Here is a 26,362-nt window from a genome sequence, read left to right as displayed (position 1 = left end):
TCCTACGACATGAGAAATCGTGCAGAAGTTGCCTAAGAATGTCGGAAATTCTTTGTAATTTTCGCGACTGTCACCCAAGACGCACTGTCAGATCGGCGTTTGTTTCCCAAGCCGAAACAATTCTGCGCACTGCAGCGAAATAACCCGAGGCCCGATGCACAGCGGCCTCACCGAGCTGATCCAGTGTCGAGAGTAGTAATCAGACCCCCAAAAGAAAAGCCGCCCGAAGGCGGCTTGTGTTTCCTGGACAGGCTAAAAAGGCAGTGCAGCAATGCTAGTGAGCACTCACCTTCATTTCGCGCCGGTGCTCAAAAACGCTCTTCGAGCGCCGTACGCGCATCGCTCAACGCTTTCGGCAAGCCGTGAGCGAGCTTCTCGAAGAGTTCCGAGTGCAGCGCGAGCTCCGCGCGCCACGCGTCGGCATCGACCGAGATCACCTGCTCGAACTGCGCCGGTGTGAAGTTCAGGCCACCCCAGTTCAGGTCGTCGTAACGCGGCGAAACACCGAACGCATGGTCTTCGCCTTGGGCCTTGCCCTCGATGCGCCGCACCATCCATTCGAGCACGCGCATGTTCTCGCCGAAACCCGGCCAGACGAACTTGCCGTCCGGGCCCTTGCGGAACCAGTTCACGCAGAAGATACGCGGCTGCGTTGCGCCCAGCTTCGAGAGGCGCTCGCCCATCTTGAGCCAGTGGCCGAAGTAGTCGGCCATGTTGTAGCCGCAGAACGGCAGCATCGCGAACGGGTCGCGGCGCACCACGCCCTGCTGGCCGGCCGCGGCCGCGGTGGTCTCGGAGCCCATGGTCGCGGCCATGTAGACGCCCTGCGTCCAGTCGCGCGCCTCGGTCACGAGCGGCACCGTGGTGGAACGGCGGCCGCCGAACAGGAAAGCGTCGATCGCCACGCCCTTCGGATCTTCCCAGGCAGGATCGATCGACGGGCACTGCGAGGCGGGCGCCGTGAAGCGCGCGTTTGGATGCGCGGCCTTGCGGCCCGTCTCCTTGGCCACAGCGGGCGTCCAGTCGTTGCCCTGCCAGTCGATCAGGTGCGCGGGCGGCTCGTCGGTCATGCCTTCCCACCAGACATCGCCGTCGTCGGTGAGCGCGACGTTCGTGAAGATCACGTTCTCCTTGAGCGTCGCCATGGCGTTGTAGTTGGTCTTTTCGCTCGTGCCCGGCGCCACGCCGAAATAGCCGGCTTCCGGGTTGATCGCGTAGAGGCGGCCGTCCGCACCCGGCTTGATCCAGGCGATATCGTCGCCGATCGTGCTGATTTCCCAGCCGTTCATGGCAGCCGGCGGAATCAGCATGGCGAAATTGGTCTTGCCGCACGCCGACGGGAACGCCGCCGCAACGTGGTACTTACGGCCTTCCGGCGAGCGCACGCCAAGAATCAGCATGTGCTCGGCGAGCCAGCCTTCGTCGCGGCCCATCGTCGAAGCGATGCGCAACGCAAAGCACTTCTTGCCGAGCAGCGCGTTGCCACCGTAACCCGAGCCATAGCTCCAGATCTCGCGCGATTCCGGGAAATGAACGATGTACTTCGTCTTGTTGCACGGCCACGGCACATCCTGCTCGCCCGCCGCCAGCGGCGCGCCCACGCTGTGCACGCACGGCACGAACGCGCCGTCCTCGCCGAGCACGTCGTACACGGCGCGGCCCATGCGCGTCATGATCCGCATGTTCACGGCCACGTACGGGCTATCGGAAAGCTCGACGCCGATATGCGCGATGGGCGAGCCGAGCGGACCCATCGAGAACGGCACGACGTACATCGTGCGGCCGCGCATGGAACCGGCGAAGAGGCCGTCCAGCGTCGAGCGCATCTCGGCGGGCGCCATCCAGTTGTTGGTCGGGCCGGCGTCCTCCTTCTTTTCACAGCAGATAAAGGTGCGGTCCTCCACGCGCGCCACGTCCGAAGGATCGGAGCACGCGAGATACGAGTTCGGGCGTTTCTGCGGATTGAGACGGCGCATCGTGCCTGCGTCGACCATCTGCTGGCACAGGCGGTCGTACTCTTCCTGCGAGCCATCGCACCAGACGATGCGCTCGGGCTGCGTGTGCGCCGCGATCTTCTGAACCCACTCGATCAGTTTCCGGTGCCGGACCCAGGCCGGCGCCTGGGCGGCTGCCTGAGCGGGGAAGTCGGGATGATTCATCGATATGTCTCCGTGAGGGCTGATAAAAATTCGAGTCGGGCCCTTTTCGACGCTGCATGCGAGAGGCATGATCTGCACGAATGAACACCTTCGTTCGCGCAGTCGGGCAGGCCGTCAAGACCCTGTCAGCGAGGGTTCGCAACCGTCTGTAAAGCGGCTTGCGTCGTGACCCTTCAAGCTGATAAAAGGGGGGAAATTCTCATTCAAACTGTGTCTGGCCGTATTGAGCGCCATCGCATAGAACAGCAATTGCAGTGCCTGGCTGTTCCGTGCACCGGAAGGCTCCCTTGTATTCATACCAGCCTGCCGCGCGCTGCATAGTGGGATAACCACCAGATGAACATGAGTCGCACCGAGATGTGCGCCACCCCTCACCCAAGCTGCCATGAAAATTGCCATCCTTGACGACTACCAGGACGCCGTCCGCAAGCTCGACTGCTTTCAATTGCTTGCCGATCACGAGGTCAAGGTCTTCAACAACACCGTGCGCGGTCTCGGCCAGCTCGCAAGCCGCCTCTCGGAAGTCGATGCGCTCGTGCTGATCCGTGAACGCACCCGCATCTCCTCGCAACTGCTCGACAAGCTCCCGCATCTGCGCATGATCAGCCAGACCGGCAAAGCCGGCCCACACATCGACATGGCGGCCTGCAGCGAACGCGGCATTGCCGTGCTCGAAGGCACCGGCTCGCCGGTCGCGCCCGCCGAGCTCACGTGGGCGCTCATCATGGCGGCGCAACGGCGCATTCCGCAGTACGTGGCCAACCTCAAGCAAGGGGCGTGGCAACAGTCGGGGCTCAAAACCTCGGCCATGCCGCCCAATTTCGGTCTGGGCCAGGTCCTGCGCGGTCAGACGCTCGGCATCTGGGGCTACGGCAAGATCGGGCGCCTCGTGGCCGGCTACGGCAAGGCGTTCGGCATGCGCGTGATCGTGTGGGGCCGCGAGCATTCGCTCGAAGCGGCGCGCGCCGACGGCTATGAAGCAGCCGCCAGCCGCGAAGCGCTCTTCGAGGAGAGCGACATTCTCTCGCTGCACCTGCGCCTGCACGACGACACGCGCGGCATCGTCAAGCAGGAGGATCTGTTGCGCATGAAACCGACTTCGCTGCTCGTCAATACGAGCCGCGCGGAGTTGCTGGAAGAAAACGCGCTGCTTGGCGCGCTTTCGCACAACCGGCCGGGCATGGTCGCCATCGACGTGTTCGAGAGCGAGCCGATCCTGCAGGGCTACAGCCTGCTGCGCATGGAAAACGTGATCTGCACGCCGCACATCGGCTATGTGGAGCGCGAGAGCTACGAGCTCTACTTCGGCGCGGCGTTCCGCAACATCCTCGCGTTCGACGCGGGCGATCACTCGCACGTTGCGAATCCCGAAGCGCTGCAGGGCGGGCGTCGCCGCTAGGCGCCAGGCGCTAAAAGGACGAAAAAGGCGGCTCGGGCCGCCTTTTTTCATGTGCGCGCGCAACAGGCTGCCATCACGCGTGCGCAGCCGCTGCGAACACCGCAGGCAGACGCTCGAGGAAGCGCTCGCCGTCCTGAGCGCCGAGGTTGTATGCGTGTTGCATTTGCAGCGGGCTCGTGTAGTCCCAGCTCGAAATCGGCACCTTGGCCGAGGGCTGCACATACAGACGCTGCTGCACGCCGGCCGGTTCGCCACCTGATGCGCCGCCGGCAGCGCCCGTGCGGTGCTGCACGACAAACATCTGCGGACGCGGATAAAGACGCGTCACCATCACGAGCACGCGGCCCGGCGTGTCGTCGAGCGCGTCCACGGGCACGTTGTCGACCATGCCGCCGTCGAGCACCGGCCGCCCGTTGCGGCGCAGGACCGGCGTGAAAGGCGGCGTGCACGAGGACTGCAATACGAGATCGGCGAGGTCGTCCACGCGCTCGCAATCCTGCGCGGTGACGAATTCCGGATGAAAGCCGAGCTTGCGCCCGAGCGTGGGATGCAGCGTCTTGCGGACGTGCTTTTCGATGTTGTACGCGATGAGCCCCGCCGCGACGGCACTGCGCGCGCCCAGCCAGCGCGGCAGATGCGACACGCCGATGCGGATCTCGGGCGCGTCCTGCAGCCTGGCGAACTGCGGGCCGTAGATGTCGAGCAGCGCCTGGCGATAGATGCGGTAGTGCGGAAAAACCGCTTCGCCGCGCAGCAGATTGCCCCAATAGGCGTTGCGCTTGTTGTGCTTGAGCGCTTCCTCGTAATAGCGCATGACCCACTGCGAGTCGCGCATGTAGAGCATGCAGGCGGTGGCCGCCCCCGCCGAGATGCCCGTGATCACGCGCGGGCGTATCTGCAGTTGCGGCTGCACGACGTCCCAGAACCCCGCCTGCCACCAGCAACGATTGCCGCCGCCGGCAAAGACAACCTGATCGAACATGCGCCCTCTAACTCTCGATAAAGTCCTGAAGGCAAGAGCTTAATCGAGCAGCGCGTAGGTCGAAGTGGCGTGGACGGCCATTCGGCCCTCTTCGTCGTAGAGTTCTATTTCACCGAACACCAGATTGCGGCCCATGCGCAGCACGCGGGCCGTGATCGTCACGTCGCCCTTGCGCACGGCGCGCATGAAGTTGGTGTTCAGTGCAACTGTGCTCATGGGCTTGAACTCGCCGAGCGCCGCGACAATGGCGACGATCATCGCCGTATCCGCGGCCGCCATGAACACCTGGCCGCAGATCACGCCGCCCGAGTGACGGAACTCGCCGGAAAACGGCAGACGCATCGTGGCGCTCTCCTCCGTGACTTCGACCGGCCTCATCCCGAGCGCCTTGACCCACGGCGCCAGCACGCGCTCGAGCAGCGCGTCGATTGCCTTATCGTCCATCGTCTTATGCCTTCTTGTCTGGGATTCATGCCGCGCGGCAAGGCCGCCTGACCCGGCGCATCGAATCGCATCGAATCGATCGGGCAGCGGAATCGGGAAACACCAAGCGGCTTGCCGGCTGGGAATCAGCGCGGCGTGGCGACATCATACCGGGAGGCATCGCCGACGGCTCAACACGGCACGATGTCAAAGCGATGGCCGAAGCTCATCCGCCCCCCGCCGATGGGAACCTCTACCTGCCGACAACTATTTTTAGGAAATTTGCGAAAAGGGCTTGCCAACTCTCAAAAAGCCGGGCATAATCTTTTTTCTGTTGGGGCGTTAGCTCAGTTGGTAGAGCAGCGGACTCTTAATCCGTAGGTCGAGTGTTCGAGTCACTCACGCCCCACCAGCGAATTCATGCAAAAAGCCCGGTCACCGCGACCGGGCTTTTTGCTTTTCCGCGCCTGCCTTGCGCGGACGGGTGGGCAAACCGATTCAAACCGCCGCCATGGCGCGGCTTTCTCTCATCCGCACCGGCAGCCGCGCGACCTTATTCGGTTCCGGCAGCCAGCGGCCCAGCGCCTCGAAGCCGTCGAGTTGACGCAACAGCGTGTCGACAGTCGCAAGCTGAAAGTGGGTCAGGTGATTCTGCTTGAGCAGGGTGTGCAGCCGTTTGCGCCAGTAATCGACGCCCATGACCGGCTCCTCGAAGTCGCTCGCGAGCGAGAGCGGCATCACGCGCGCGATATGCGCGATTTCTTGTTCGACAAATGTCATGGCACACCCCGTAATGTCCGACAGTCATTCTTATCGTATGACGGTACTGTAGGACGCTGGGACGGCGACGCCAGCCTACTCGAACGGATAGGTGCAAACCCATCGCAAAACACGAGCGCTGGCACGCACTATGCTTTTGCGCCCCGCCAGACAGCACGCCTGTGTTTTAAGACTGCTCCGATGGGGTTTTTCTGACGTACATCAGATGATGGTGCTACTGAAAATCCTCTTAGGCAGTTGTCATGCACGGGCATCCCACCGACAAACTCGTCGCCGGCGCAATCGTCGGCGCAATCATCACCGCGCTCCTCGTTGTGCTGCTAGTCTGGCTCGATTTTCCCTCGGACCGCCATTACAGCGCAGCCGTCCGGCTAGCCGTGCCGGCCCTGATTTCCGCCTGCCTGTTGTTCCCGCGCCCCCTGCTGCACCGGACCGTGCTGCGCGAGCGGCGCGACGCCGGCATGCTCGACGAAGACTTGAATCTGCTGCTCGTAGGCCGCGCGCTCGGTCTGATCGGCGGCCTGATCTTCGGTATCTCGCTCGCTTCCGAAATTCTCTAACGAACCGCGGGGGCGCGCGCCGGGCTTAGAGGAACGGCTTGCCGTCCACCTGCTCGTAGACGACATTGCCCTCGTCGTCTTCCAACTGCTCGAGGTAATTGCGGGCGCCACACAGCGGGCAACGGAACAGCGGGCCCTGGCCCTCGTTCTTGATCACTACCTCGCTCTGTTCCCACGGGGTGCCGCACGACTGATTGCGGCAGACGAATGTGCTCGACATGCAAACTCTCCTTGCTGTTACGGGTGCAAAGCCTACAGCATGCGCGCCCCGCGCGCCGCATTTTTCCCGCGCGGCGCTGCGCTTTCTGCTCGCCCGCGCCCTCGTTTGCTCGCCGCGTTCGTATTGCGTGATGCTCAGTGCAGTGTTCCGGGCACCGTTGGCCGGTTGTTCCTTTTCTGAGCAGCCTCGTGCCGCGCTGTTCCTCCGCGGCACAGCGGGCACAGACCGCTTCGCGCGCGCAAGCGGCGCCCGACGCCCTTCTTTTGATCCGATGATCCCGCAAACGCCCGCCGCACCGTGAATGCGTGCTCACTGGCACGCTTCTGGCGTATGTGCGCTCCGGTTGCGCGACCGCCAGCAGCATCGGGGCTTCCGCGCCCATCCATATCGACAGAGATCAGTGAGGAGCACGCAGATGAATCACGCGGACATGCAGTTTCTGAACACCGAGTTCCCCTACAAGAAGCAGTACGGCAATTTCATCGGCGGCGAATGGGTGGCGCCGCTCGGCGGCGAGTATTTCGACGACATTTCGCCCATCACCGGGCATCCGTTCACCTCGATTCCGCGCTCGCGCGAAGCCGACGTCGAGCTCGCGCTCGACGCCGCGCACAAGGCCAAGGACGCGTGGGGCAAGCGCTCGTCGACCGACCGCGCCAACATCCTCAACCGCATCGCCGACCGCCTCGAGCAGAACCTGCACAAGCTCGCCGTGGCCGAAACCATCGATAACGGCAAGCCGCTGCGCGAGACGCTCGCCGCCGATATCCCGCTCGCCATCGATCATTTCCGCTACTTCGCGAGCTGCGTGCGCGCGCAAGAAGGCGGCATCTCGGAGATCGATCACGACACGGTCGCCTATCACTTCCACGAGCCGCTCGGCGTGGTCGGCCAGATCATTCCGTGGAACTTCCCGATCCTGATGGCCGCCTGGAAGCTCGCGCCCGCGCTCGCGGCCGGCAACTGCGTGGTGCTCAAGCCCGCCGAGCAGACGCCCGCCTCGCTGCTCGTGCTCGTCGAGCTGATTCAGGACCTGCTGCCGCCGGGCGTGCTCAACGTGGTGAACGGCTTTGGCCTCGAAGCCGGCAAGCCGCTCGCCTCGAGCCGCCGCATCACCAAGATCGCCTTCACCGGCGAGACCACCACGGGCCGCTTGATCATGCAGTACGCGAGCCAGAACATCATTCCCGTGACGCTGGAGCTCGGCGGCAAGAGCCCGAACATCTTCTTCGCCGACGTGCTCGACCACGACGACAGCTACTTCGACAAGGCGCTCGAGGGCTTTGCGATGTTCGCGCTCAACCAGGGCGAAGTGTGCACCTGCCCGTCGCGCGTGCTGATCGACGAGAAGATCTACGACCGTTTCATGGAGCGCGCGATCAAGCGCGTGGCCGCGATCCAGCAGGGTCACCCGCTCGATACGAAGACGATGATCGGCGCACAGGCCTCGCAGGAGCAGCTCGAAAAGATCCTTTCGTACATCGACCTCGGCAAGCAGGAAGGCGCGCAATGCCTGATCGGCGGCGAGCGCAACAAGCTGGCCGGCGAGCTCGGCGACGGCTACTACGTGAAGCCCACGGTCTTCCGCGGCCACAACAAGATGCGCATCTTCCAGGAAGAGATCTTCGGGCCGGTCGTTTCCGTGACGACCTTCAAGACCGAAGAGGAAGCGCTGGAAATCGCCAACGACACGCTCTATGGCCTGGGCGCCGGCGTCTGGACGCGCGACGGCACGCGCGCGTACCGCTTTGGCCGGGCGATCCAGGCCGGACGCGTCTGGACCAACTGCTATCACGCCTATCCGGCGCACGCGGCGTTCGGTGGCTACAAGCAGTCGGGCATCGGCCGTGAGAACCATAAGATGATGCTCGACCACTATCAGCAGACGAAGAACCTGCTCGTCAGCTATAGCGAGAAGCCACTTGGCTTCTTCTGATCGCGACGGCTGAGCGGCTGGGGCGAGCGGGCCGAGGAGCTTTCCCGGTCGCCCTGGCGCAGACGCATTGCGTGGCGCGACGCGAACCGGCGGCGCACTGACACCTGTATGCAGCCGTTTGCGCTTGCGCCTGTTCGCCCGCGCCGGCCAGACCACGAAGTCCGGAGAACCGCCTCATGGTTGCACGCGTTACCGCTACGCCGGCCGCACTCGCACTGATCGAGCAGCTTGCACGCGAGCACGGCCCCTTGCTCTTCCACCAATCGGGCGGCTGCTGCGACGGCAGCGCGCCCATGTGCTTTCCCGCCGGCGAGTTCATGGTCGGCAACGCCGACGTGCAGCTCGGCGAGATCGGCGGGATACCGTTCTATATGACCGAGGCACAGTTTGAGTACTGGCAACATACGCAGCTCATCATCGACGCGGTGCCGGGCAACGGCGGCATGTTTTCGCTGGAGCGGCCCACGGGGCTGCGCTTTCTCACGCGCTCGCGGCTTTATGACGATGAAGAAAGCGCGTGGCTTCAGGCGCATCCGGTGACGCGGGTCAGCCTGTGAGCGTCTGGGAGGCGCGAGTTGCGCCCGAGGTGCACGAGGCCCAGTAAAGAACGTCTCCCGAAGCGCGGTGCTATCTTGAAGCGCATGAACCTGCGCGTTCAAGCATCCGAACCTGCGCGGCCCGAGCGGCCGTCGAACCTGGAGACGCCACCATGCAACTCAGCGACGTAAAGATCCTCACCCTCGATCCGATGGACTTGCTCGCCGTCGGCCACGTGGGGCCGTACATGAAGATCAGCGACGCGTTCTCCACGCTCGCGCAATGGCTCGGCGAGCGTCAGGTGCGCACGTCGGGCGCACACATGGTCGGCATTTTCTACGACGATCCCACCCAGGTCGAAGAGTCGAAACTGCGTTCGAAAGCGGCGATTCATCTGAAGCAGGAAACGGACGTCGAAGTCATTTCGCCCGTCGAGAAGATCCATCTACGCGGCGGCGATCACGCGATGCTGCTGCACAAGGGACCGTATGAGGGTCTCGGAGACTCGTGGATGTGGTTCTACAACGAGTGGCTGCCGAAGTCGGGGCGCAAGGCGGATTTTTCGATGCCTTCGTTCGAGATCTATTTGAATACGCCCGATGAAGTGGCGCCTGAAGACTTGCGCACGGAGTTGTATATCCGGCTGATTTGATGTTGCTCCATCCGCCGGCGAAGGCGTACCCGGCGGCTTGAGACGCTTCCGGCACGAGGGTTCTAAGGTTTTTTTAATCTATGTATACGTAAACATAGTAGTAGTTAACAAGCCCCTGGGTTTCCTGTGGATAAGCGGGAAAAACCATTGAGTAAACAAAGCTGTGGATAATTCATAACTCTGCGGGCGAGAGCGGGACAACACCAGGATGCTGCTGGTAACTTTTCGGGCGTTTTCCCGGCGCCGAAGTTATCCCCGATTCGTGCACAGCGATTTCCAGGGGTTTTCCGAGGGTTATCCGCAGGCTTCTGTGGATAGCTTCGCGCCGGGTTTGCCGCTCTCTTGTCGCCAGAAACAACAAAGCCGGCACGCGCCGGCTTTGTTGTTCAAACGGAGTTATAACGCCTCAAACGTCAATATTCCCCGCCCGCAGCGCATTGCTCTCGATAAACGCGCGACGCGGCTCCACATCGTCGCCCATGAGCGTCGTGAAGATGCCATCGGCGGCAATCGCGTCCTCGATCTGCACGCGCAGCAAACGCCGCACGGTCGGATCCATCGTCGTTTCCCAGAGCTGCCCGGGGTTCATCTCGCCGAGCCCCTTATAACGCTGCTTCGAGACATTGCGCTCGGCATCCGCGATCAGCCACTTCATCGCGCTCTTGAAGTTGGTCACCGCCATGCTGCGCTCGCCGCGCTTGATGAGGGCGTTCTTGCCGATCAAGCCCTTGAACGTATTGGACGTATTCACGAGCTGCTGATAATCGGCCGTGAGCTGGAACTCCTCGTCGATCACCGAGACCTTCACGTTGCCGTGATGACGGCGCTCCACGCGCAGCGAGCGCTGCTCGCGCACCGCGTCGTACATCGGCACGACCGTCACTTCGGGCTTCAGGGGATCGTCGCGCAACTGCGCTTCGAGCGCACGCGCCGAAGCCTCGGTGGAAGCTTCGCTCGACAGATCGATCGACACGCCATCCATGATCGCTTCGAGCGCACGCTCGTCGTACAAACGCGAGAGACGATCCACCACGCCGCGCGCGAGCTGGTACGACCGCGCGAGCTCACCCAGTGCGTCGCCGGAAATGGGTGTCGCGCCTTCGTTCGGCACGAGCTCCGAGCCCTGCAGCGCGAGGCGCAGCATATGCGCGTTGAGCTCCGTCTCGTCCTTGAGATAGCGCTCGTCCTTGCCCGCCTTGAGCTTGTACAGCGGCGGCTGCGCGATATACACATAGCCGCGCTCGATCATGTCCGGCATCTGCCGATAGAAGAACGTGAGCAGCAGCGTGCGGATGTGCGCGCCGTCCACGTCCGCGTCGGTCATGATGATGATGCGGTGATAGCGCAGCTTGTCGAGGTTGTAGTCGTCCTTACCGATGCCGCAGCCAAGCGCCGTGATCAGCGTGACGATCTGCTCGGAAGACAGCAGCTTGTCGTAACGCGCCTTCTCCACGTTCAGCACCTTGCCGCGCAGCGGCAGGATTGCCTGGAACTTGCGGTCGCGGCCCTGCTTGGCCGAGCCACCTGCCGAGTCGCCCTCGACGATATAGACTTCCGATTTCGCCGGATCCTTTTCCTGGCAGTCCGCGAGCTTGCCCGGCAGGCCCACGCCGTCGAGCACGCCCTTGCGGCGCGTCATCTCGCGCGCCTTGCGCGCGGCGTCGCGCGCACGCGCGGCATCGACGATCTTGCTGCAAATGGTCTTCGCGTCGTTCGGCGTTTCCAGCAGGAACTCTTCCAGCGCCTTCGCCACGACTTCCTCGACCGGCGCACGCACCTCCGACGAAACCAGCTTGTCCTTGGTCTGCGAGCTGAACTTCGGCTCCGGCACCTTCACGGAGAGCACGCACGAGAGACCTTCGCGCATGTCGTCGCCCGAGGTCTCGACCTTGGCCTTCTTCGCGATTTCGTTATCGGCGATGTACTTGTTGATCACACGCGTCATCGCCGCGCGCAAGCCGGTCAAGTGCGTGCCGCCGTCGCGCTGCGGAATGTTATTCGTGAAGCACAGCACGCTTTCGTTGTAGCTGTCGTTCCACTGCATCGCCACTTCAACGCCCACGCTGTCCTTCTCGCTCGACACGTAGAAGATGTTCGGGTGCAGCACCTGCTTCTGCTTGTTGATGTACTCGACGAAGCCCTTCACGCCGCCCGCGAACGCGAAATCGTCTTCCTTGCCGGTGCGCTGGTCGGTCAGGCGAATGCGCACGCCGTTGTTCAGGAACGAGAGCTCGCGAATACGCTTGGCGAGAATGTCGTAGTGGTACTCGACGCTGCCGAAAATGGTTTCGTCGGCCATGAAGTGCACTTCGGTGCCGCGGTTTTCCGTGTCGCCGAGCAGTTGCATGGGCGAGACCATGTGGCCGTCGCGCTCTTCGAGCACGCGGTTCTGCGGCACGCCACGGTGGAATTCCATGAAGTACTTCTTGCCGTTGCGGCGCACCGTGAGGCGCAAAAAGCTCGAGAGCGCGTTCACGCACGACACGCCCACGCCGTGCAGGCCACCCGAGACCTTGTAGCTGTTCTGGTCGAACTTGCCGCCCGCGTGCAGCTCGGTCATCACAATTTCGGCGGCGCTGCGCTTCGGATCGTGCTTGTCGTCCATCTTCACGTCCGTGGGAATGCCGCGGCCGTTGTCGGTGATCGAGATGGAGTTGTCCGCGTGAATCACCACGTGGATGTCGTTGCAGTAGCCGGCGAGGGCTTCGTCGATCGAGTTGTCGAGCACTTCGAAGACGAGATGGTGCAGACCGGTGCCGTCCGACGTGTCGCCGATGTACATCCCGGGCCGCTTGCGCACTGCCTCCAGTCCTTCGAGGATCTGGATCGACGAGGCGCCATAGCTGCTGTTGTCGGGTTGCGAGTTGTTCGTATCAGTCATGGAATTTTCCGGTTCTGCGTACTGCCTGGGTTACTGCTCGAGACTTTTTCAAAAAGCCATAAAAACGCCAAAGGGGCGCAGCGCCCCCTGGTGTTCTTCTTCTGTCGCGCTTTTTAGATGCGCATTGGCATCACGACGTACTTGAATTCCTCGTTCTCGGGAATCGTGATGAGCGCGCTGGAGCTGGCGTCGCCAAGGCTCACTTCCAGCGTGTCGACCTTCAGGTTCGCGAGGACGTCGAGCAGATACGTGACGTTGAACCCGATGTCGATGGTGTCGCCCTGGTAGGCGATTTCCAGCTCTTCCTGCGCCTCTTCCTGGTCGGCGTTGGTCGACATGATTTTGAGCTGGCCCGGCTCAATAATGCAGCGCACGCCCTTGAACTTGTCGGACGTGAGAATCGCCGCGCGTTGCAGCGAGCGCTGCAGTTCTTCGCGGCCGATCTGGAAGGTGTTCTTGTGCGCCTTCGGAATCACGCGCTGGAAGTCGGGGAACTTGCCTTCCACGAGCTTCGAGACGAGCTCGACCTGGCCGAACGTGAACTTCACCTGCGTGGAGCCAATGTCGATCTGCAGCGTGTCGTCGATGTCTTCGAGCAGGCGCTGGAGTTCGAGAATGGTCTTGCGCGGGATGATGACTTCCTGGCGCGCGAACGAGCCTTCGATCTTCATCGACGAGAACGCGAGGCGGTGGCCGTCGGTGGCGACCGCCATGAGCTGGTCGCCGTCCACGACGAGCAGCATGCCGTTCAGGTAGTAGCGAATGTCCTGCTGCGCCATCGCGAAGTAGACCATGCCGAGCAATTGGCGGAAGGTCTTCTGCGGCACGGAGAGGTTCGCGCCGAAGTCCTTCGCCTGGGCCACCGTGGGGAACTCGTCCGCGGCGAGCGTCTGCAGGGCGAAGCGGCTCTTGCCCGACTGCACCGTGAGGCGCTTGTCGGCGAGCGTGAGCGTGACCTGTCCGTCGGGCATCGCGCGCAGGATGTCGAGCAGCTTGCGGGCCGCGACCGTCGTGGCCACCTGGTCGTTGCCGACGCCGAAGTCGGCGGTCGTGGTGATCTGCAACTCGAGGTCGGTCGACAGGAACGAGACGTCGGAACCGGTTTTGGTGATCAGCAGATTGGCGAGGATCGGCAACGTGTGGCGGCGTTCGACAATGCCGCTCACCGTTTGCAGCGGCCTCAGCAGGTTATCGCGTTCGGTCTTGACCAGTTGCATAGAGTTCCTTCGTTGATGTGACGGTCTGCGCACCCCGTCCAGGGCCGGCGCCAGCGTTGAACCCAGCGCCCCAAACCCTGGAGCCGCCCTGCAGCGCAGGCCGCGGCGTGAAATCCGCGCGGCAGCCTGGCCGCAGCGCGGTTAAACCCATATTGTGCCTGAAAACGGACCGCTTCCCTAAATTGGGGGCGATCCGCGCAATAAACAGGTCACAGGTCGGGCTGCGCGGGTGCCCCGGCAGCCTGGCTACCCGGGCACCCGCGTGGTCCCAGACTTCTGTGCTGTGTGACTTGCTGCTTTACAGCCGGTTAGAGTCAGGGCTCTAACCGGCACTCGGGAAGCGTCAGCCCTTGAGGGTCTGCTCGAGGACGTGCAGCTCGTGGTTGAGCTGGGCGTCCTTGGTGCGCTCGTCGGCAATCTTGCGCACGGCATGCAGCACCGTCGTGTGGTCGCGACCACCGAACAGCTCGCCGATTTCCGGCAGGCTCTTCTGCGTAAGCTCCTTGGCGAGATACATCGCAATCTGGCGCGGCCGCGCGATGTTCGCGGGGCGCTTTTTCGAGTACATGTCGGCGACCTTGATGCTGTAGAAGTCGGCCACCGTCTTCTGGATGTTTTCCACCGAAATCTGGCGGTTTTGCACCGTCAGCAGGTCTTTGAGCGCTTCCTTGGTCAGCTCGATGGAAATGTCGCGGCCATGGAACTTCGAATACGCGAGGATCTTGCGCAGCGCGCCTTCGAGCTCGCGCACGTTCGAGCGCAGGTGCTTGGCGACGAAGAACGCCACGTCCTCGTTCAGGCTCACGCCTTCCGATTGCGCCTTGCGCATCAGAATGGCCACGCGCATTTCCAGCTCGGGCGGCTCGATCGCCACGGTCAGGCCCGAGTCGAAGCGCGAGATCAGGCGGTCGTCGATACCCGAAATCTCCTTCGGATACGTATCGCTCGTGATGATCACCTGCGCCTTGTTGGCGACCAGCGCCTCGAATGCATAGAAGAACTCTTCCTGCGTGCGCGACTTGCCCGAGAAGAACTGAATATCGTCGATCAGCAGCAGGTCGAGCGAGTGGTAGTAGCGCTTGAAGTCGTCGAACGCCTTGCGCTGGTACGCCTTCACCACGTCGGACACGTACTGCTCCGCGTGGATGTAGCGGATGCGTGCGCCGGGCTTGTCGATCAACAGCTGATTGCCGATCGCGTGGATCAAGTGAGTCTTGCCGAGGCCCACCCCGCCGTAGAGAAACAGCGGGTTGTACGAAATGCCGGGGTTGTCGGCCACCTGGATGGCCGCGGCGCGCGCGAGCTGGTTCGCCTTACCCGTCACGAAGTTGTCGAACGTGAGCACCGGGTTGAGTTTCGAGCGCTCGTAGGTCGGGTCGGGTTCGCCGCTCGAGGCGGCCGCAGCCGCGCTCTGCCCTGGCCGCCAGCCACGGCGGCCCGCAGCGGCTTCGTTGGCGTCGAGGCTCGGCAGGTCGAGGTCGGCGGCGTCTTCGGCCGCTTGCGCGGCAGCCGCGCTCTGCGTTGCCGCGTGCGTCATGCCCGCGAGCGCCGCGGCGGCGGGGCTCGTGTAGGACGTGCCCGCCTGAGATATGCCCGCCTGGGACAAGGCTGCCTGGCGTGTCAGATGTTGCGCTTGAGCCGCCGCGTGCGCGGTTTCGGCGTGCGCAGCGGCCAGCGGCGCGCGCGGCGCGGCCGCCGGGGCGACGTGCGGCGCACGCATGCCGGCCTTCGGGTCGAGGACGAACTGCACGTCGACGGGCGTCTGCCAGAAGTCGCGCGCCATATCGGTGATCCGGCCCGAAAACTGGCTCTTGACCCAATCGAGCTTGAAACGGTTGGGGGCGGCGATCTGCAGCGTGTTCGCCGCAGCATCGAAGGCAACCGGGGCCAACGGTTTAATCCACGTCACGTACTGCTGGGGCGTTAGCTCGCGCTCCAGCAGTGCGGAACAGTGTTGCCAAAATTCGTTCATCGAGTTGCTGTGGTCGTTTTGTTTGCATGCGTTGCGGCCGGCCCGTGTGTGTTGCACAAATGCAACGAGGCCCTGACGGGACGACGGCAAATGCTCCGGACGCCCGCGCGGCAAGGGTTTTGCGGCAAGCAGGCGGGCCAGAGCGGCATGCAGGATTCTTGGGATAGGCGAGATTCTAACGCCGAAATCCCTTCGCCAGGAAGTTATCCACAGGGACGGATCAGCGCGGCGCACCCTGCTCCGCACATGTGGGGGCAGGATCACGCCAGGGGCGATCTTGCTGCGGTGATGCTCTAACCTGTTGACGGCCAACGAAAAACGGGATTAAATAGCGGGTTCCGCGAAAACCAATCCCTTGTACCACCGGCCATTGCTTTTTCCGCGATGCTCGCCGCGGTCAATTCTCAACAAGTGAGAGCAACATGAAACGTACTTACCAACCTTCCGTTACCCGCCGCAAGCGTACCCATGGCTTCCGCGTGCGTATGAAGACCGCCGGTGGCCGCAAAGTGATCAACGCACGCCGTGCGAAGGGTCGCAAGCGCCTCGCCATCTAAGCGCGCCGCTTTCCAGTTTTGTCGATAGCATCGCTATCAGCACAATCAACGATAGCGGGCCTGACGTGAAACTGTCGGAACAAGCGGACGACGCGCGCACTACCCTGTTGCGAACGCAGGCCGCTTTCCCGAAAGCCGCAAGGCTACTGAAAACGGATGAGTTCTCATCCGTTTTTCGTTTGCGCCCCTGGCGCCGCACCGCGCACTTCGTCGTGTATGGGCGGCCCACCGGCAAGGATGCGCGGCTTGGGCTCGTGATTGGCAAGAAGTACGCGCCGCGCGCGGTCACGCGCAACCTGGTGCGCCGCATGGCCCGCGAGGCGTTTCGCGTGCGCCGCGCGCAGTTCGAAGGCTTCGACCTGCTGCTGCGCCTGCATACGAAATTCGACCGCAAGGCCATGCCGGGTGCCTCGTCGCCGCCGCTCAAGGCGTTGTGCCGGGCCGAAATCGAGACCTTGCTCGAGAAGGCGGCTCGTGAGGCCGGAAAGCGCCGCATGCATGAGTCTGGGCCGCCAGCGCCCGCCGGCTCATGACGAGCGCGCGCGAACCCGGCGTTCGCGCTGTGCGGGCCGCGCCCGACGGCACGGCTCGAGGTTCGAACTTCTATGCGGCGCAGTCCGGCCGCCACGCCATGCAAACGGTACTGATCGCGTTACTGCGTTTCTACAAGCTTGCCGTGAGTCCTCTGCTCGGCAACCGGTGCCGCTTTTATCCTTCTTGTTCCGATTACGCGCGCGAGGCAATCCAGTATCATGGCGCCGCGCGTGGGACTTACCTCGCCGCGAAGCGGCTGTGCCGCTGCCACCCGTTTTCGGCGGGCGGCGTCGACCTGGTCCCCCCTGCACCCCCGAAAAAGCGCTGACGCGCCATTCCATCGACACTGAGACAACGCATGGATATCAAACGCACCGTCCTATGGGTCATCTTCTTCATGTCAGCGGTCATGCTGTACGACAACTGGCAGCGCGACCACGGACGCCAGTCGATGTTCTTCCCGAGCGCGACGCAAACCCAGCAGAGCGCCGCCAGCGGCGCCGCGCCCACGAGTTCGGCGAACGCGGCTAACGCCGCATCCGACCTGCCGGCAGCCAGCGCGGGCCAGGCGCCCGCGACGACGGCCCAGCCCGCCGAAGCGGCCGCGCAGCTCGTGCACTTCCGCACCGACGTCTATGACGGTGAGATCGACACGCGCGGCGGCACGCTCGTGAAGCTCTCGCTCGTGAAGGAAGAGAACGGCAAGGCCAATCAGTACATCACGCTGTTCGACCACACCAAGGACCACACGTACCTCGCGCGTACGGGGCTCCTCGGTGGCGACTTCCCGAACCACAACGACGTGTACACGGCGGCCAACGGTCCGCGCGAGCTGAGCGGCGACGCCAGCTCGTTCCAGATCAGCCTCGAGTCGCCCGAAAAGGGCGGCGTGAAGGTCACCAAGACCTACACGTTCACGAAGGGCAGCTATGTGATCGGCGTGGACACGAAGGTGCAGAACGTCGGCAGCGCGCCGGTCTCGCCCACGCTCTACATGGAGCTCGTGCGCGACAGCGAACCGGTGGAAACGCCGCGCTTCTCGCACACCTTCATCGGCCCGGCGGTGTACTCGAACGAGCATCACTTCCAGAAGATCTCGTTTAGCGACATCGACAAGAACAAGGCCGACTACGTGAACCAGGCCAACAACGGCTGGATTGCGATGGTGCAGCACTACTTCGCGACGGCCTGGATTCCGCAGCAGGGCGCCAAGCGTGATATTTACGTCGAGAAGTTCGACAACTCGCTCTACCGCGTGGGCGTGAAGCAGCCGCTCGGCACGATCGCGCCGGGCGCGACCGACAACGTGCAGGCGCAACTGTTTGCCGGTCCGGAAGAAGAGCGCATGCTCGAAGGCATCGCGCCGGGTCTGGAGCTCGTGAAGGACTATGGCTGGGTGACGATCATCGCCAAGCCGCTGTTCTGGCTGCTCGAGAAGATCCACAGCTATGTGGGTAACTGGGGCTGGGCGATCGTGCTGCTCACGCTGCTCATCAAGGCCGTGTTCTTCCCGCTCTCGGCTGCCAGCTACAAGTCGATGGCGCGCATGAAGGAGATCACGCCGCGCATGCAGGCGCTGCGCGAGCGCTTCAAGAGCGACCCGCAGAAGATGAACGCGGCGCTCATGGAGCTCTACAAGACCGAGAAGGTGAATCCGTTCGGCGGCTGTCTGCCGGTGGTGATCCAGATTCCGGTGTTCATCTCGCTGTACTGGGTGCTGCTCTCGTCGGTGGAAATGCGTGGCGCGCCGTGGATGCTCTGGATTCACGACCTCTCGCAGCAGGATCCGTTCTTCATCCTGCCGGTCCTGATGGCCGTTTCGATGTTCGTGCAGACCAAGCTGAACCCGACGCCGCCGGACCCGGTCCAGGCCAAGATGATGATGTTCATGCCGATCGCGTTCTCGGTCATGTTCTTCTTCTTCCCGGCGGGCCTCGTGCTCTATTACGTCGTGAACAACGTGCTGTCGATCGCGCAGCAGTACTACATCACGCGCATGATGGGCAAAGGCAAGGCGAAGAAAGACATCGCGCCGAAGAAGGACGCCGCCTGAGTGCGGGGGCGGCGCTGAACGCCGCCCTCGCCTCGCAATGAGGCGCGCCAAAAATGAAGCCGCCCGGCAAAGAGCCGGGCGGCTTTTTTATTTCCTGCGCGGGGTGTGCTTCGCGTGCGGCGTTTTGTCTGCTTGCCGTGCCAAAGCGCGGTCGGGCGATACTGCTCTGCTAGAGCTTCTTGCCGCTGCCGTAGAACTGCGAGACCAGCTCTTCAACGAGATAGCGGTGATGCACGCTCAGCGCCTCGATCTTCGAAGCCAGCTCCAGTGTTTCCTCGGAGAGCGGATATTTTTCGTCCGGTTTGCGTGGTTGGGGAACGGCGCCCAAGGCGTTGCCCGGCGACGGCCCGTAATGGAGCCAGTGTGCGTCTACGTCGAACCATTGCGCAAGCGTTTCCAGTTTGTCATTGGTGGGAATGGTGCGGCCGCTCAGCCACTTGTGGGCAGTCTGCGGAGACACCGGCTGATCGCCGTGGTGGCGCAGGTTGAACTTGTTCGCGAGGTCGGTGCTGCCACGCAGCTTTTCCGGGGCGCGCTTCATCGCGAACTTCAGACGTTCGGAAAAGGCGGCTTTTTCTTCGATGGTTGGCATGTTTTAAATTGTGCAACCAGCTTTCACCGAAGTTAGCAACCAATTGGGCGATATATAACTCATGAAAGCTACATATCACCTGAAGTTGTTGGTAGCACAAGAACAGCGTGGTCCGACAGGATGCCCCGCCAGATTGGAGCTTTGCCCGATCGACAGGCTCTTTACTCCCAGAAATGCCAATTCATCTAGAGACTAATCTTATCTAAATTGAGATAAATTCGGATGAGTCTTGGTGGAATCTTCGCGGGAAGCGCGTGCACGCATCGCGTTACAATCCACGCACTTTCGCGGGTGCAGCCAGACGACGTCGGCACGCCGCGTTTAGCCGCATCACACAGTCCACGCTTCGCCAACTGCACCTGGTGGGCTGCACGTGTCGGCTACCTCGCCTGTCACACTTGGCCGGCCGCACCTAACCTCGTCGAATCACGTTGATCCAGTCCGCCATGCTCGCCACCGATACCGATCCCATTGTCGCCATTGCCACAGCGCCCGGACGCGGTGGAATCGGCGTGGTGCGCGTCTCGGCTGGCCGCGCGGGCGCCGCCGCTGCCGAGGCGCTGATGCAGGCGCTGACCGGCCAGACGCTGAGTGCGCGCCATGCCAGCTACGTGCCGTTCCTCGACGGCGCGGGCACCGTGCTCGACCGCGGCATTGCGCTCTACTTCCCGGCGCCGCACTCGTACACCGGTGAGCATGTATTCGAATTGCAGGGCCATGGCGGCCCGATCGTGCTGCAGCTCGTCTTGCAGCGCTGTATCGAGGCGGGCCGTGCGTTCGGCCTGCGCCTTGCCGAGCCGGGCGAGTTCACGCGCCGTGCGTTCCTCAACGACAAGCTCGACCTTGCACAGGCCGAGGCCGTCGCCGATCTGATCGAAGCCAGCACGGAAGCGGCCGCACGCTCGGCGGGCCGCTCGCTCGACGGCGCGTTCTCGCGCGACATCCATGCGCTCGTGGACGACGTCGTGACGCTGCGCATGCTCGTGGAGGCCACGCTCGACTTCCCCGAGGAAGAGATCGACTTCCTGGAGGCCGCCGACGCGCGCGGCAAGTTGTCGAACATTCGGGCGCAACTCGATCACGTGCTTTCGGAGGCGCGTCAGGGCGCGCTGTTGCGCGAAGGGCTCGCAGTCGTGCTCGCCGGACAGCCGAACGTGGGCAAGTCGTCGCTGCTCAATGCGCTTGCGGGCGCCGAGCTCGCGATCGTCACCCCGGTAGCCGGTACGACGCGGGACAAGATTTCGCAGACGATCCAGATCGAAGGGATTCCGCTGCACGTGATCGATACGGCAGGCCTGCGCGACACGGAGGACGAAGTCGAGAAGATCGGCATCGAGCGCACCTGGAGCGAGATCGGTCGCGCGGACGTGGTGCTGCATCTGCTCGACGCGCGCACTGGCATGACCGCCGAGGACGAAGCGATCGCGGCGCGCTTTCCTGCGGGCGTGCCGGTCGTGCGCGTGCTCAACAAGACCGATCTGACCGGCGTGGCGCCCGAGGTGGCCAGACGTCCCGTGGGCCAGGCAGGTGATGGCGCCGAAGTGTGTGAGGTGCGGCTATCGGCGAAGCAAGGCGACGGCGTTGCGCTCTTGCGTGCCGAACTGCTGCGCATCGCAGGCTGGCAAGCGCACGCGCAGAGTGTCTACCTCGCGCGCGAGCGCCATCTCATCGCGCTGCGCACGGCACGCGAGCATCTCGCGCAGGCGGCAGCGCACGCGGACCAGAACGCTCAAGCGCTCGACCTCTTCGCCGAGGAGCTGAGACTCGCGCAGGAGTCACTCAATTCAATCACGGGCGAGTTCACGTCCGATGATTTGCTTGGGGTGATTTTTAGTCGGTTCTGTATTGGAAAATAAGTTGTCGTCCAGTGCAGGGCGGAACAGTGCAGCCGACCCTGTGAATCCCCCGATGGGTAAGGGATTTATGGTCCAGCAAAGAGCAGATCGGAGCATTGCAAACCAGCCTTCGTTAGTACACACTTTAGTACGCAAAGCCGGACGCCCCTGCATATTGTGTACTTAAGCCAGTGAAAGTCAACGCTGGAAAGGGTTTGCGGGCTGCGGCGCTCCACAATCCCTGTGTACTAGACCATGCCAAAGACCGCTACCCCGCTAACTGATACCCGCATCAAGTCCTTGAAGCCCAAGCCGAGCCGCTACAGCGTCTCTGACGGCGGCGGCTTGATACTGGAGGTGATGGCGTCAGGCTCGAAGATCTGGCGCTACCGGTATTCGCTGCACGGCAAGCAGCAGCCTATGGTGACGATCGGCGAGTACCCGTCCACCAGCCTCCTCGCTGCGCGGGAGCGAGCCCGTCGCTACGCTGAAATCGTCGCGGGCGGTATCTCGCCGGTGGCTGACGCGAAGAAGGACCGCGGCGCCGTCAAGAACTTGGACACGGTGAAGGAGTTCGGCGCCTATTGGATCGAGCAGCAGATGGCGGACAAGTCCGCGGAATATCAGCGAACGACGAAGCGCGCGCTCGAGAAGGACGTCTATCCGGCTCTTGGCAACAAGCCACTTGCTGAAGTGACGCCAGGCGACGTGCTGGCAATTTGCGACCGCATCAAGAAGCGCGGCGCGCCGAAGATGGCGCTCCATACGCGCAACGTGATCAAGCGCATGTTCGAGTACGCCATTGCGCGCCAGTTAGTGCTCACCAACCCCGCGTCCGCTATCGTGGCCCGCTTTGTGGCCACGCAGGAAAGCCGAGACCGCGTGCTGTCTCCGGAAGAGATCGGTCGCGTACTGCGTGCCGTGTACGCATCGAGCATCCGCCGGCCGCTGAAGCTGGCGATTCACCTTCTGGTGCTGACGATGGTTCGCAAGTCTGAACTGATCGAGGCTCGATGGGATGAACTCGATCTCGACGACGCCATTTGGCGCATTCCGGCTGATCGCATGAAGAAAGACAGGGAGCACTGGGTGTATCTGTCGTCGCAGGCCGTCGCCATGTTCCGAGAACTCCTCGACAGCCGCACCAGCGCCGAATACGTCTTCCCAACCGTCCGCGGCGTCGATCGACCCATTGCCAAGAGCACGCTCAACCAGGCTATCCGGGCGCTCGACATGGAGGTTCAGCACTTCGTCCTGCACGACTTCCGCCGCACTGCATCCACGCACTTGCACGAGATGGGCCAGCCATCGGACGCGATCGAGAAGGCACTCGCGCACACGATCAAGGGCATCAAGGGTGTGTACAACCGCGCCGAGTACGCCCCAGAGCGGAAACGCATCCTGCAGCTCTGGGCTGAGTTCGTGGATGCGCAGATCGACGAAGGCCGGAAGGTGGTTATCGGGAGGTTCGGTACAGCGTAGTCGATGCAGGAGCATTTTCTAAAAGCGCCCACCTAAGGTCCAGACAAAACCGACAAAAGGTTCGCTGGGGCGGGCGCTGATACGCGAAACCGCCCACGTAGCAGCCCGACAAAACCGACAAAACTCCAAATCGCCCCCAATTTAGGGAAGTGGAAATTTTGCAGTTATACTTCCCCCCGTACTGGACGTAGAAGCACGAATAGGCCCCGCATTGGAGGCCTATTGAGCGTCGATCTAGGTGGACAAACACCGCGACCGACATTTGAAACTGCTGGAGTCCCTTACCCGGAACACCTAGAAGATGCTATTTGAGCATCGACTATGGCGCGATACTAAAGACATCCTCATGCGTTGTCAACACTTGTCCGCGCTCGCATGGTGAACTACGACTCCGGCCAATTTGGAGTGCTAAATATGGCCGTAAAGATCTTGCGCCTCGTTGGCGTGTTGGATTGTGTTGGCATGTCGAAGTCGAGCTGGTACGACTGGGTGAGACGTGGTCTCGCGCCGGCACCGGTAAAGCTTGGGCCTCGCGCGGTCGGCTGGCGTATTGACGACATCGAAGCTTGGCTCGCATCGCGCGAATCCGCACGCAACGACGATCACGCGGAGGCCGCATGATGCCATTCGCACCGCCGTCTGGAGTCGTCGCAAAAAGTGCCGATGCTCTCTTGACATTGGTAAACCCGGTGACTTATGCTGGTCTCGTGCCTGAAACAACAGGCCACCGGATTGGCGTCCGGGTAATGCAAAAGGCGGACAACCGCCGCAGCGCGGTTTTTTTACGTCCGCACGCTAAGCGCCTTCAATGGTCGGGCCTTGGCGGGGGTGCCTTCGGGCACGCCGGTTTCCTTTTGCGCCGGTACGCCAACTCCGTCATGTGTCCGGCCACCCCAATTGGCGTTGGGGGCCGGGTCCCGTACCCAGCAAAAGGAGGCCGCATCATGCGCCAAGCGTCCGCTCGTCCCTCGAAAGTCCACTCCAACGCCGCCGGCCATTCCGCGATTCTGCGCGATGTGCTCACGCTTCTGAACACCCGCACTGAAAACTACGGCGCCGCCTGCCAGATAGGCAAACGAGCCGCTGACGAATTTGCCGCGTGCCTTCGTGATGACCGCCGCTGGGTCGGCTTCGGGTTATTAGGCCAGATCTCGCATCACCTCACCTCCACAGATTGTTCGCACGGAGTCGCCGTTGGCTTTTGGACGCGCGTCGATGAGCTTCTCGTTCGCGCGTCCTCGCCCGGCATCTTTACGGCGTTCCAACAGCCGCTTTCGGCAAAGGGGGCGCATGGGCCGCGCGCAAACGCTTAAGGACCGCATCAACGCGATGATCGAGAGGGAGCTTGCCCGTTGCCGTGCTGCGATGAGTCAAGAGGCATGGCGAGCCCACGGTGACTGGGTAACCTCGAACGTTGTCGCATCTGCCAAACAGTGGCTCAATCAAGGGGCGGGAGGCCGCGCATGAGTGCCACTATCGATCACCTTAGCGATTACGACATGGACGCCGCGGTTAAGCGAATTGACCGCGTGAAGCGCAGCAAGACGCCCGAGGATGATGCGCGCGATACATTTTGGGCGACCTGGCAAACCGGAGCGGCACTGCCGACACCGGTCCCGCTTCCAAAGCAGGATCTGGCGTCAGTCCAACCGTTCGATACGGCGTTGCTGCCTGAGTCATTGCAACCATGGGGCGCCGACATTGCCGAGCGTATGCAGTGCCCGGCCGATTTCGTCGCCGCCACGATCATGGCCGCGCTCGGCGTCGTCATCGGGCGCCGTGTTGGCATTCGTCCCAAGGCCAACGATGACTGGACCGAATACGCCAATCAGTGGGTCTGCATCGTCGGCCGCCCGAGCGTGATGAAGTCGCCCGCCATGACGGCAGCACTCGCGCCATTTAAGCGCCTCGAAGCAGAGGCGATCAAGCAGTATGAGTTCGAAATGCAGGGCTACAACGAGGAAAAAGACCTGCACGAGATGCGCGTCGAGGCGGCCCAAAAGAATACGAAGAAGGCGCTTATCAAAGACCCAACGGCCCGCGTCGATCGCATCGAGCTGGATGAGCCGCAAGCTCCGCTGCTTCGGAGATACTTGGTCAACGATGCCTACGTTGAGTCGCTTCACGAGATCTGCTCCGAGAACCCGCAGGGCGTCGGCGTGTTTCGCGACGAGCTCGTCTCGCTTCTCAAGAGCTTGGACCGTGAGGGCCAGGAATCAGCGCGCGGATTTTACCTAACCGGCTGGAATGGCAATGGCGGCTATACCGTTGACCGGATCGGGCGAGGGCGCAACCTTCGCGCGGAAGCCGTATGCCTATCCCTTCTCGGCAGCACGCAGCCGGGCCGTGTCACGTCATATCTGAATGAAGCAATTTCGGATGGCGCCGGCAATGACGGCCTGATGCAGCGCTTCGGCCTGTTGATCTGGCCGGACATATCGCCCGATTGGACGGACGTCGACCGCGCGCCTGACGCCAGCAAGAAGAGCGCCGCCTTTGCAGTGTTCCAGCGACTGGCCGAAGCCGATCCGGTAACCGACTGGCAAGCCGAGATTGCTTTAGACCACGAAGGCAGCCAGGAAGAAGGGACACCGCCATACCTTCGCCTGAATGACGCCGCGCTCGAGCTTTTCCGCGAGTGGCGGCGTGAGTGGGAGGTAGGCCTGCGCACGGGAGACTTGCACCCCGCAATCGAATCGCACCTCGCCAAGTACCGAAAACTCGTACCGTCACTGGCACTGATCTGTCATCTGGCAGACGAGGGGCGCGGGCCGGTAACGGCGGATGCGATGGTCCGCGCGCTGGCTTGGTCCGACTACCTGAAGTCTCACGCCTTACGGGCGTACGGCACGGGCATGGTGACGCAAATAGACCGTGCGCGCGCTCTGCTGCGACGGATCAAGGAAGGACGCCTGCCAGCCGAGCCATTCACGCTACGCGACATCTACCGGCACGAATGGTCGATGCTGACCGACCGAGACGAGGCCGCCCAGGCTGTGAACGTTCTCGTGCAACACGGGCACCTCGTCGAGGTGCGCGAGGCGGAAGGAGCCGTCAGGAAAGGCCGGCCACCCGAGCCGCGATACGTAATCAACCCGGAGACGATGCGATGAGCAAATATCTCGCGATGTTGAAATCTGAAAATATCCATACCACCTCACCGACAAAACTGCCAAAACTCATGAACGGTAATTCCGTCGGTTTTGTCGGGAGTTCGCATGACCCAATTCCGCAAATCCGTGACGTCGCGAACGATTGGGCGACCTTGCCCGACGACTGCATCGGTACGTTGATCGACGACGAGAGCGGAGCCCATTACCTGCCGTGGGCGCCGTACATGCAAGCCAGCGACGTGCATCGGATGCGTCGCGATCTGGCGGAAACGATCGTAGCGCTGGCTGATTTGGAGCGCTGGCCAGAGCACAGCCTGAAGGATGTATTCACGCGCGCCATGCGCGGCCCGCTCTCGGCACTGGCATCTGACCTAGGCCACTTTGCCAGCAGGCTGCAGGAGAGGCGCGCCGAGCTCGCCGTGCGTGGCGCCATCGATCGCATAGCAAGGGCGCGTCCGTAGTGGGGGGGAGCGGGCAT

24 protein-coding genes and 1 tRNA gene are annotated in these 26,362 nt (G+C 62.6%); 16 read left to right on the top strand and 9 right to left on the bottom strand.

All coding sequences use genetic code 11. The annotated features are described in order from the left end of the window. Window positions 1-308: 308 nt before the first annotated feature. Window positions 309-2,159: a phosphoenolpyruvate carboxykinase (GTP) gene (locus EYW47_RS11170; RefSeq protein ID WP_133194911.1), complete on the bottom strand. Its 1,851-nt coding sequence runs from the start codon at window positions 2,157-2,159 to the stop codon at window positions 309-311. A gap of 385 nt (window positions 2,160-2,544) precedes the next feature. On the opposite strand from EYW47_RS11170, the gene EYW47_RS11165 reads away from it, so the two are divergent. Further along, on the top strand, window positions 2,545-3,558 hold the full coding sequence (locus tag EYW47_RS11165; RefSeq protein ID WP_133194910.1) for a D-2-hydroxyacid dehydrogenase family protein: 1,014 nt from the start codon (window positions 2,545-2,547) through the stop codon (window positions 3,556-3,558). A 73-nt stretch (window positions 3,559-3,631) separates the two neighbouring features. Here the strand turns inward: EYW47_RS11165 and EYW47_RS11160 are convergent, their stop codons facing one another. Both EYW47_RS11160 and EYW47_RS11155 read right to left on the bottom strand, forming a co-directional pair. Beyond that, the gene (locus EYW47_RS11160; RefSeq protein WP_133194909.1) at window positions 3,632-4,540 is read right to left on the bottom strand and encodes a patatin-like phospholipase family protein; all 909 of its coding nucleotides are present in this window, start codon (window positions 4,538-4,540) and stop codon (window positions 3,632-3,634) included. A 39-nt stretch (window positions 4,541-4,579) separates the two neighbouring features. Further along, entirely contained in the window at window positions 4,580-4,984 is a 405-nt protein-coding gene (locus tag EYW47_RS11155) for a PaaI family thioesterase (RefSeq protein WP_133194908.1), read from the bottom strand. A 315-nt stretch (window positions 4,985-5,299) separates the two neighbouring features. Here EYW47_RS11155 and EYW47_RS11150 point away from each other — a divergent pair. Then, a tRNA-Lys gene (locus EYW47_RS11150) sits at window positions 5,300-5,375 on the top strand. An 86-nt stretch (window positions 5,376-5,461) separates the two neighbouring features. On the opposite strand, the gene EYW47_RS11145 is transcribed toward EYW47_RS11150, so the two are convergent. After that, window positions 5,462-5,743, bottom strand: coding sequence for a hypothetical protein (locus EYW47_RS11145; protein WP_205710054.1), 282 nt, complete (start codon window positions 5,741-5,743; stop codon window positions 5,462-5,464). 242 nt (window positions 5,744-5,985) lie between these two features. On the opposite strand from EYW47_RS11145, the gene EYW47_RS11140 reads away from it, so the two are divergent. Further along, window positions 5,986-6,303 carry a hypothetical protein gene (locus EYW47_RS11140; protein WP_133194907.1) on the top strand — a complete coding sequence of 106 codons (318 nt, stop codon included), beginning with the start codon at window positions 5,986-5,988 and terminating at the stop codon, window positions 6,301-6,303. Between the two features lie 25 nt (window positions 6,304-6,328). Here the strand turns inward: EYW47_RS11140 and EYW47_RS11135 are convergent, their stop codons facing one another. Continuing rightward, window positions 6,329-6,523 carry a hypothetical protein gene (locus tag EYW47_RS11135; protein WP_133194906.1) on the bottom strand — a complete coding sequence of 65 codons (195 nt, stop codon included), beginning with the start codon at window positions 6,521-6,523 and terminating at the stop codon, window positions 6,329-6,331. Window positions 6,524-6,938: 415 nt separating this feature from the next. On the opposite strand from EYW47_RS11135, the gene adh reads away from it, so the two are divergent. The 3 genes from adh to EYW47_RS11120 all read left to right on the top strand — a co-directional run bounded on the left by adh (window position 6,939) and on the right by EYW47_RS11120 (window position 9,648). Beyond that, window positions 6,939-8,459 carry an aldehyde dehydrogenase gene (gene adh / locus EYW47_RS11130; protein WP_133194905.1) on the top strand — a complete coding sequence of 507 codons (1,521 nt, stop codon included), beginning with the start codon at window positions 6,939-6,941 and terminating at the stop codon, window positions 8,457-8,459. Between the two features lie 176 nt (window positions 8,460-8,635). Further along, window positions 8,636-9,016 (top strand): DUF779 domain-containing protein, encoded by a 381-nt coding sequence (locus tag EYW47_RS11125; protein WP_133194904.1) that lies wholly within the window; start codon window positions 8,636-8,638, stop codon window positions 9,014-9,016. 152 nt (window positions 9,017-9,168) lie between these two features. Next, window positions 9,169-9,648 (top strand): AraC family transcriptional regulator, encoded by a 480-nt coding sequence (locus EYW47_RS11120; protein ID WP_133194903.1) that lies wholly within the window; start codon window positions 9,169-9,171, stop codon window positions 9,646-9,648. 406 nt (window positions 9,649-10,054) lie between these two features. On the opposite strand, the gene gyrB is transcribed toward EYW47_RS11120, so the two are convergent. From gyrB to dnaA, 3 genes are all read right to left on the bottom strand, one after another. Next, entirely contained in the window at window positions 10,055-12,529 is a 2,475-nt protein-coding gene (gene gyrB / locus EYW47_RS11115) for a DNA topoisomerase (ATP-hydrolyzing) subunit B (protein WP_133194902.1), read from the bottom strand. Between the two features lie 113 nt (window positions 12,530-12,642). Then, window positions 12,643-13,746: a DNA polymerase III subunit beta gene (gene dnaN, locus EYW47_RS11110; protein WP_028221544.1), complete on the bottom strand. Its 1,104-nt coding sequence runs from the start codon at window positions 13,744-13,746 to the stop codon at window positions 12,643-12,645. 343 nt (window positions 13,747-14,089) lie between these two features. Further along, on the bottom strand, window positions 14,090-15,718 hold the full coding sequence (gene dnaA, locus EYW47_RS11105) for a chromosomal replication initiator protein DnaA (protein WP_240763641.1): 1,629 nt from the start codon (window positions 15,716-15,718) through the stop codon (window positions 14,090-14,092). Window positions 15,719-16,140: 422 nt separating this feature from the next. On the opposite strand from dnaA, the gene rpmH reads away from it, so the two are divergent. From rpmH to yidC, 4 genes are all read left to right on the top strand, one after another. Continuing rightward, window positions 16,141-16,275, top strand: coding sequence for a 50S ribosomal protein L34 (gene rpmH / locus EYW47_RS11100; protein WP_004198824.1), 135 nt, complete (start codon window positions 16,141-16,143; stop codon window positions 16,273-16,275). Window positions 16,276-16,340: 65 nt separating this feature from the next. Next, window positions 16,341-16,808 (top strand): ribonuclease P protein component, encoded by a 468-nt coding sequence (rnpA, locus tag EYW47_RS11095; RefSeq protein WP_240763640.1) that lies wholly within the window; start codon window positions 16,341-16,343, stop codon window positions 16,806-16,808. 98 nt (window positions 16,809-16,906) lie between these two features. Further along, window positions 16,907-17,137: a membrane protein insertion efficiency factor YidD gene (yidD, locus tag EYW47_RS11090; RefSeq protein ID WP_043287862.1), complete on the top strand. Its 231-nt coding sequence runs from the start codon at window positions 16,907-16,909 to the stop codon at window positions 17,135-17,137. A gap of 30 nt (window positions 17,138-17,167) precedes the next feature. After that, window positions 17,168-18,862 (top strand): membrane protein insertase YidC, encoded by a 1,695-nt coding sequence (yidC, locus tag EYW47_RS11085; RefSeq protein WP_133194900.1) that lies wholly within the window; start codon window positions 17,168-17,170, stop codon window positions 18,860-18,862. Window positions 18,863-19,031: 169 nt separating this feature from the next. On the opposite strand, the gene EYW47_RS11080 is transcribed toward yidC, so the two are convergent. Further along, window positions 19,032-19,454 (bottom strand): transcriptional regulator, encoded by a 423-nt coding sequence (locus EYW47_RS11080; protein ID WP_133194899.1) that lies wholly within the window; start codon window positions 19,452-19,454, stop codon window positions 19,032-19,034. A gap of 446 nt (window positions 19,455-19,900) precedes the next feature. On the opposite strand from EYW47_RS11080, the gene mnmE reads away from it, so the two are divergent. The 6 genes from mnmE (at window position 19,901) to EYW47_RS11050 (ending at window position 26,345) form a co-directional block, all read left to right on the top strand. Continuing rightward, entirely contained in the window at window positions 19,901-21,310 is a 1,410-nt protein-coding gene (mnmE, locus tag EYW47_RS11075; RefSeq protein ID WP_133194898.1) for a tRNA uridine-5-carboxymethylaminomethyl(34) synthesis GTPase MnmE, read from the top strand. A gap of 234 nt (window positions 21,311-21,544) precedes the next feature. Further along, complete coding sequence (locus EYW47_RS11070) at window positions 21,545-22,771, top strand: tyrosine-type recombinase/integrase (RefSeq protein WP_133194897.1); 1,227 nt, start codon at window positions 21,545-21,547, stop codon at window positions 22,769-22,771. Between the two features lie 375 nt (window positions 22,772-23,146). Beyond that, a complete protein-coding gene (locus EYW47_RS11065) occupies window positions 23,147-23,392 on the top strand; it encodes a helix-turn-helix transcriptional regulator (RefSeq protein ID WP_240763639.1) in 246 nt (81 codons plus the stop codon). Window positions 23,393-23,715: 323 nt separating this feature from the next. After that, on the top strand, window positions 23,716-24,084 hold the full coding sequence (locus EYW47_RS40830; RefSeq protein ID WP_165976531.1) for a hypothetical protein: 369 nt from the start codon (window positions 23,716-23,718) through the stop codon (window positions 24,082-24,084). A gap of 150 nt (window positions 24,085-24,234) precedes the next feature. Next, the gene (locus EYW47_RS11055; protein ID WP_133194895.1) at window positions 24,235-25,884 is read left to right on the top strand and encodes a YfjI family protein; all 1,650 of its coding nucleotides are present in this window, start codon (window positions 24,235-24,237) and stop codon (window positions 25,882-25,884) included. After that, on the top strand, window positions 25,881-26,345 hold the full coding sequence (locus EYW47_RS11050; protein ID WP_133194894.1) for a hypothetical protein: 465 nt from the start codon (window positions 25,881-25,883) through the stop codon (window positions 26,343-26,345). Before EYW47_RS11055 ends, EYW47_RS11050 begins: the two co-directional genes overlap by 4 nt. Window positions 26,346-26,362: the final 17 nt, after the last annotated feature.

The sequence above is a fragment of the Paraburkholderia silviterrae genome (genome assembly GCF_004353915.1).
Taxonomy (GTDB): Bacteria; Pseudomonadota; Gammaproteobacteria; order Burkholderiales; family Burkholderiaceae; genus Paraburkholderia; species Paraburkholderia silviterrae.
This window is presented reverse-complemented; position numbering and strand designations above follow the sequence as displayed.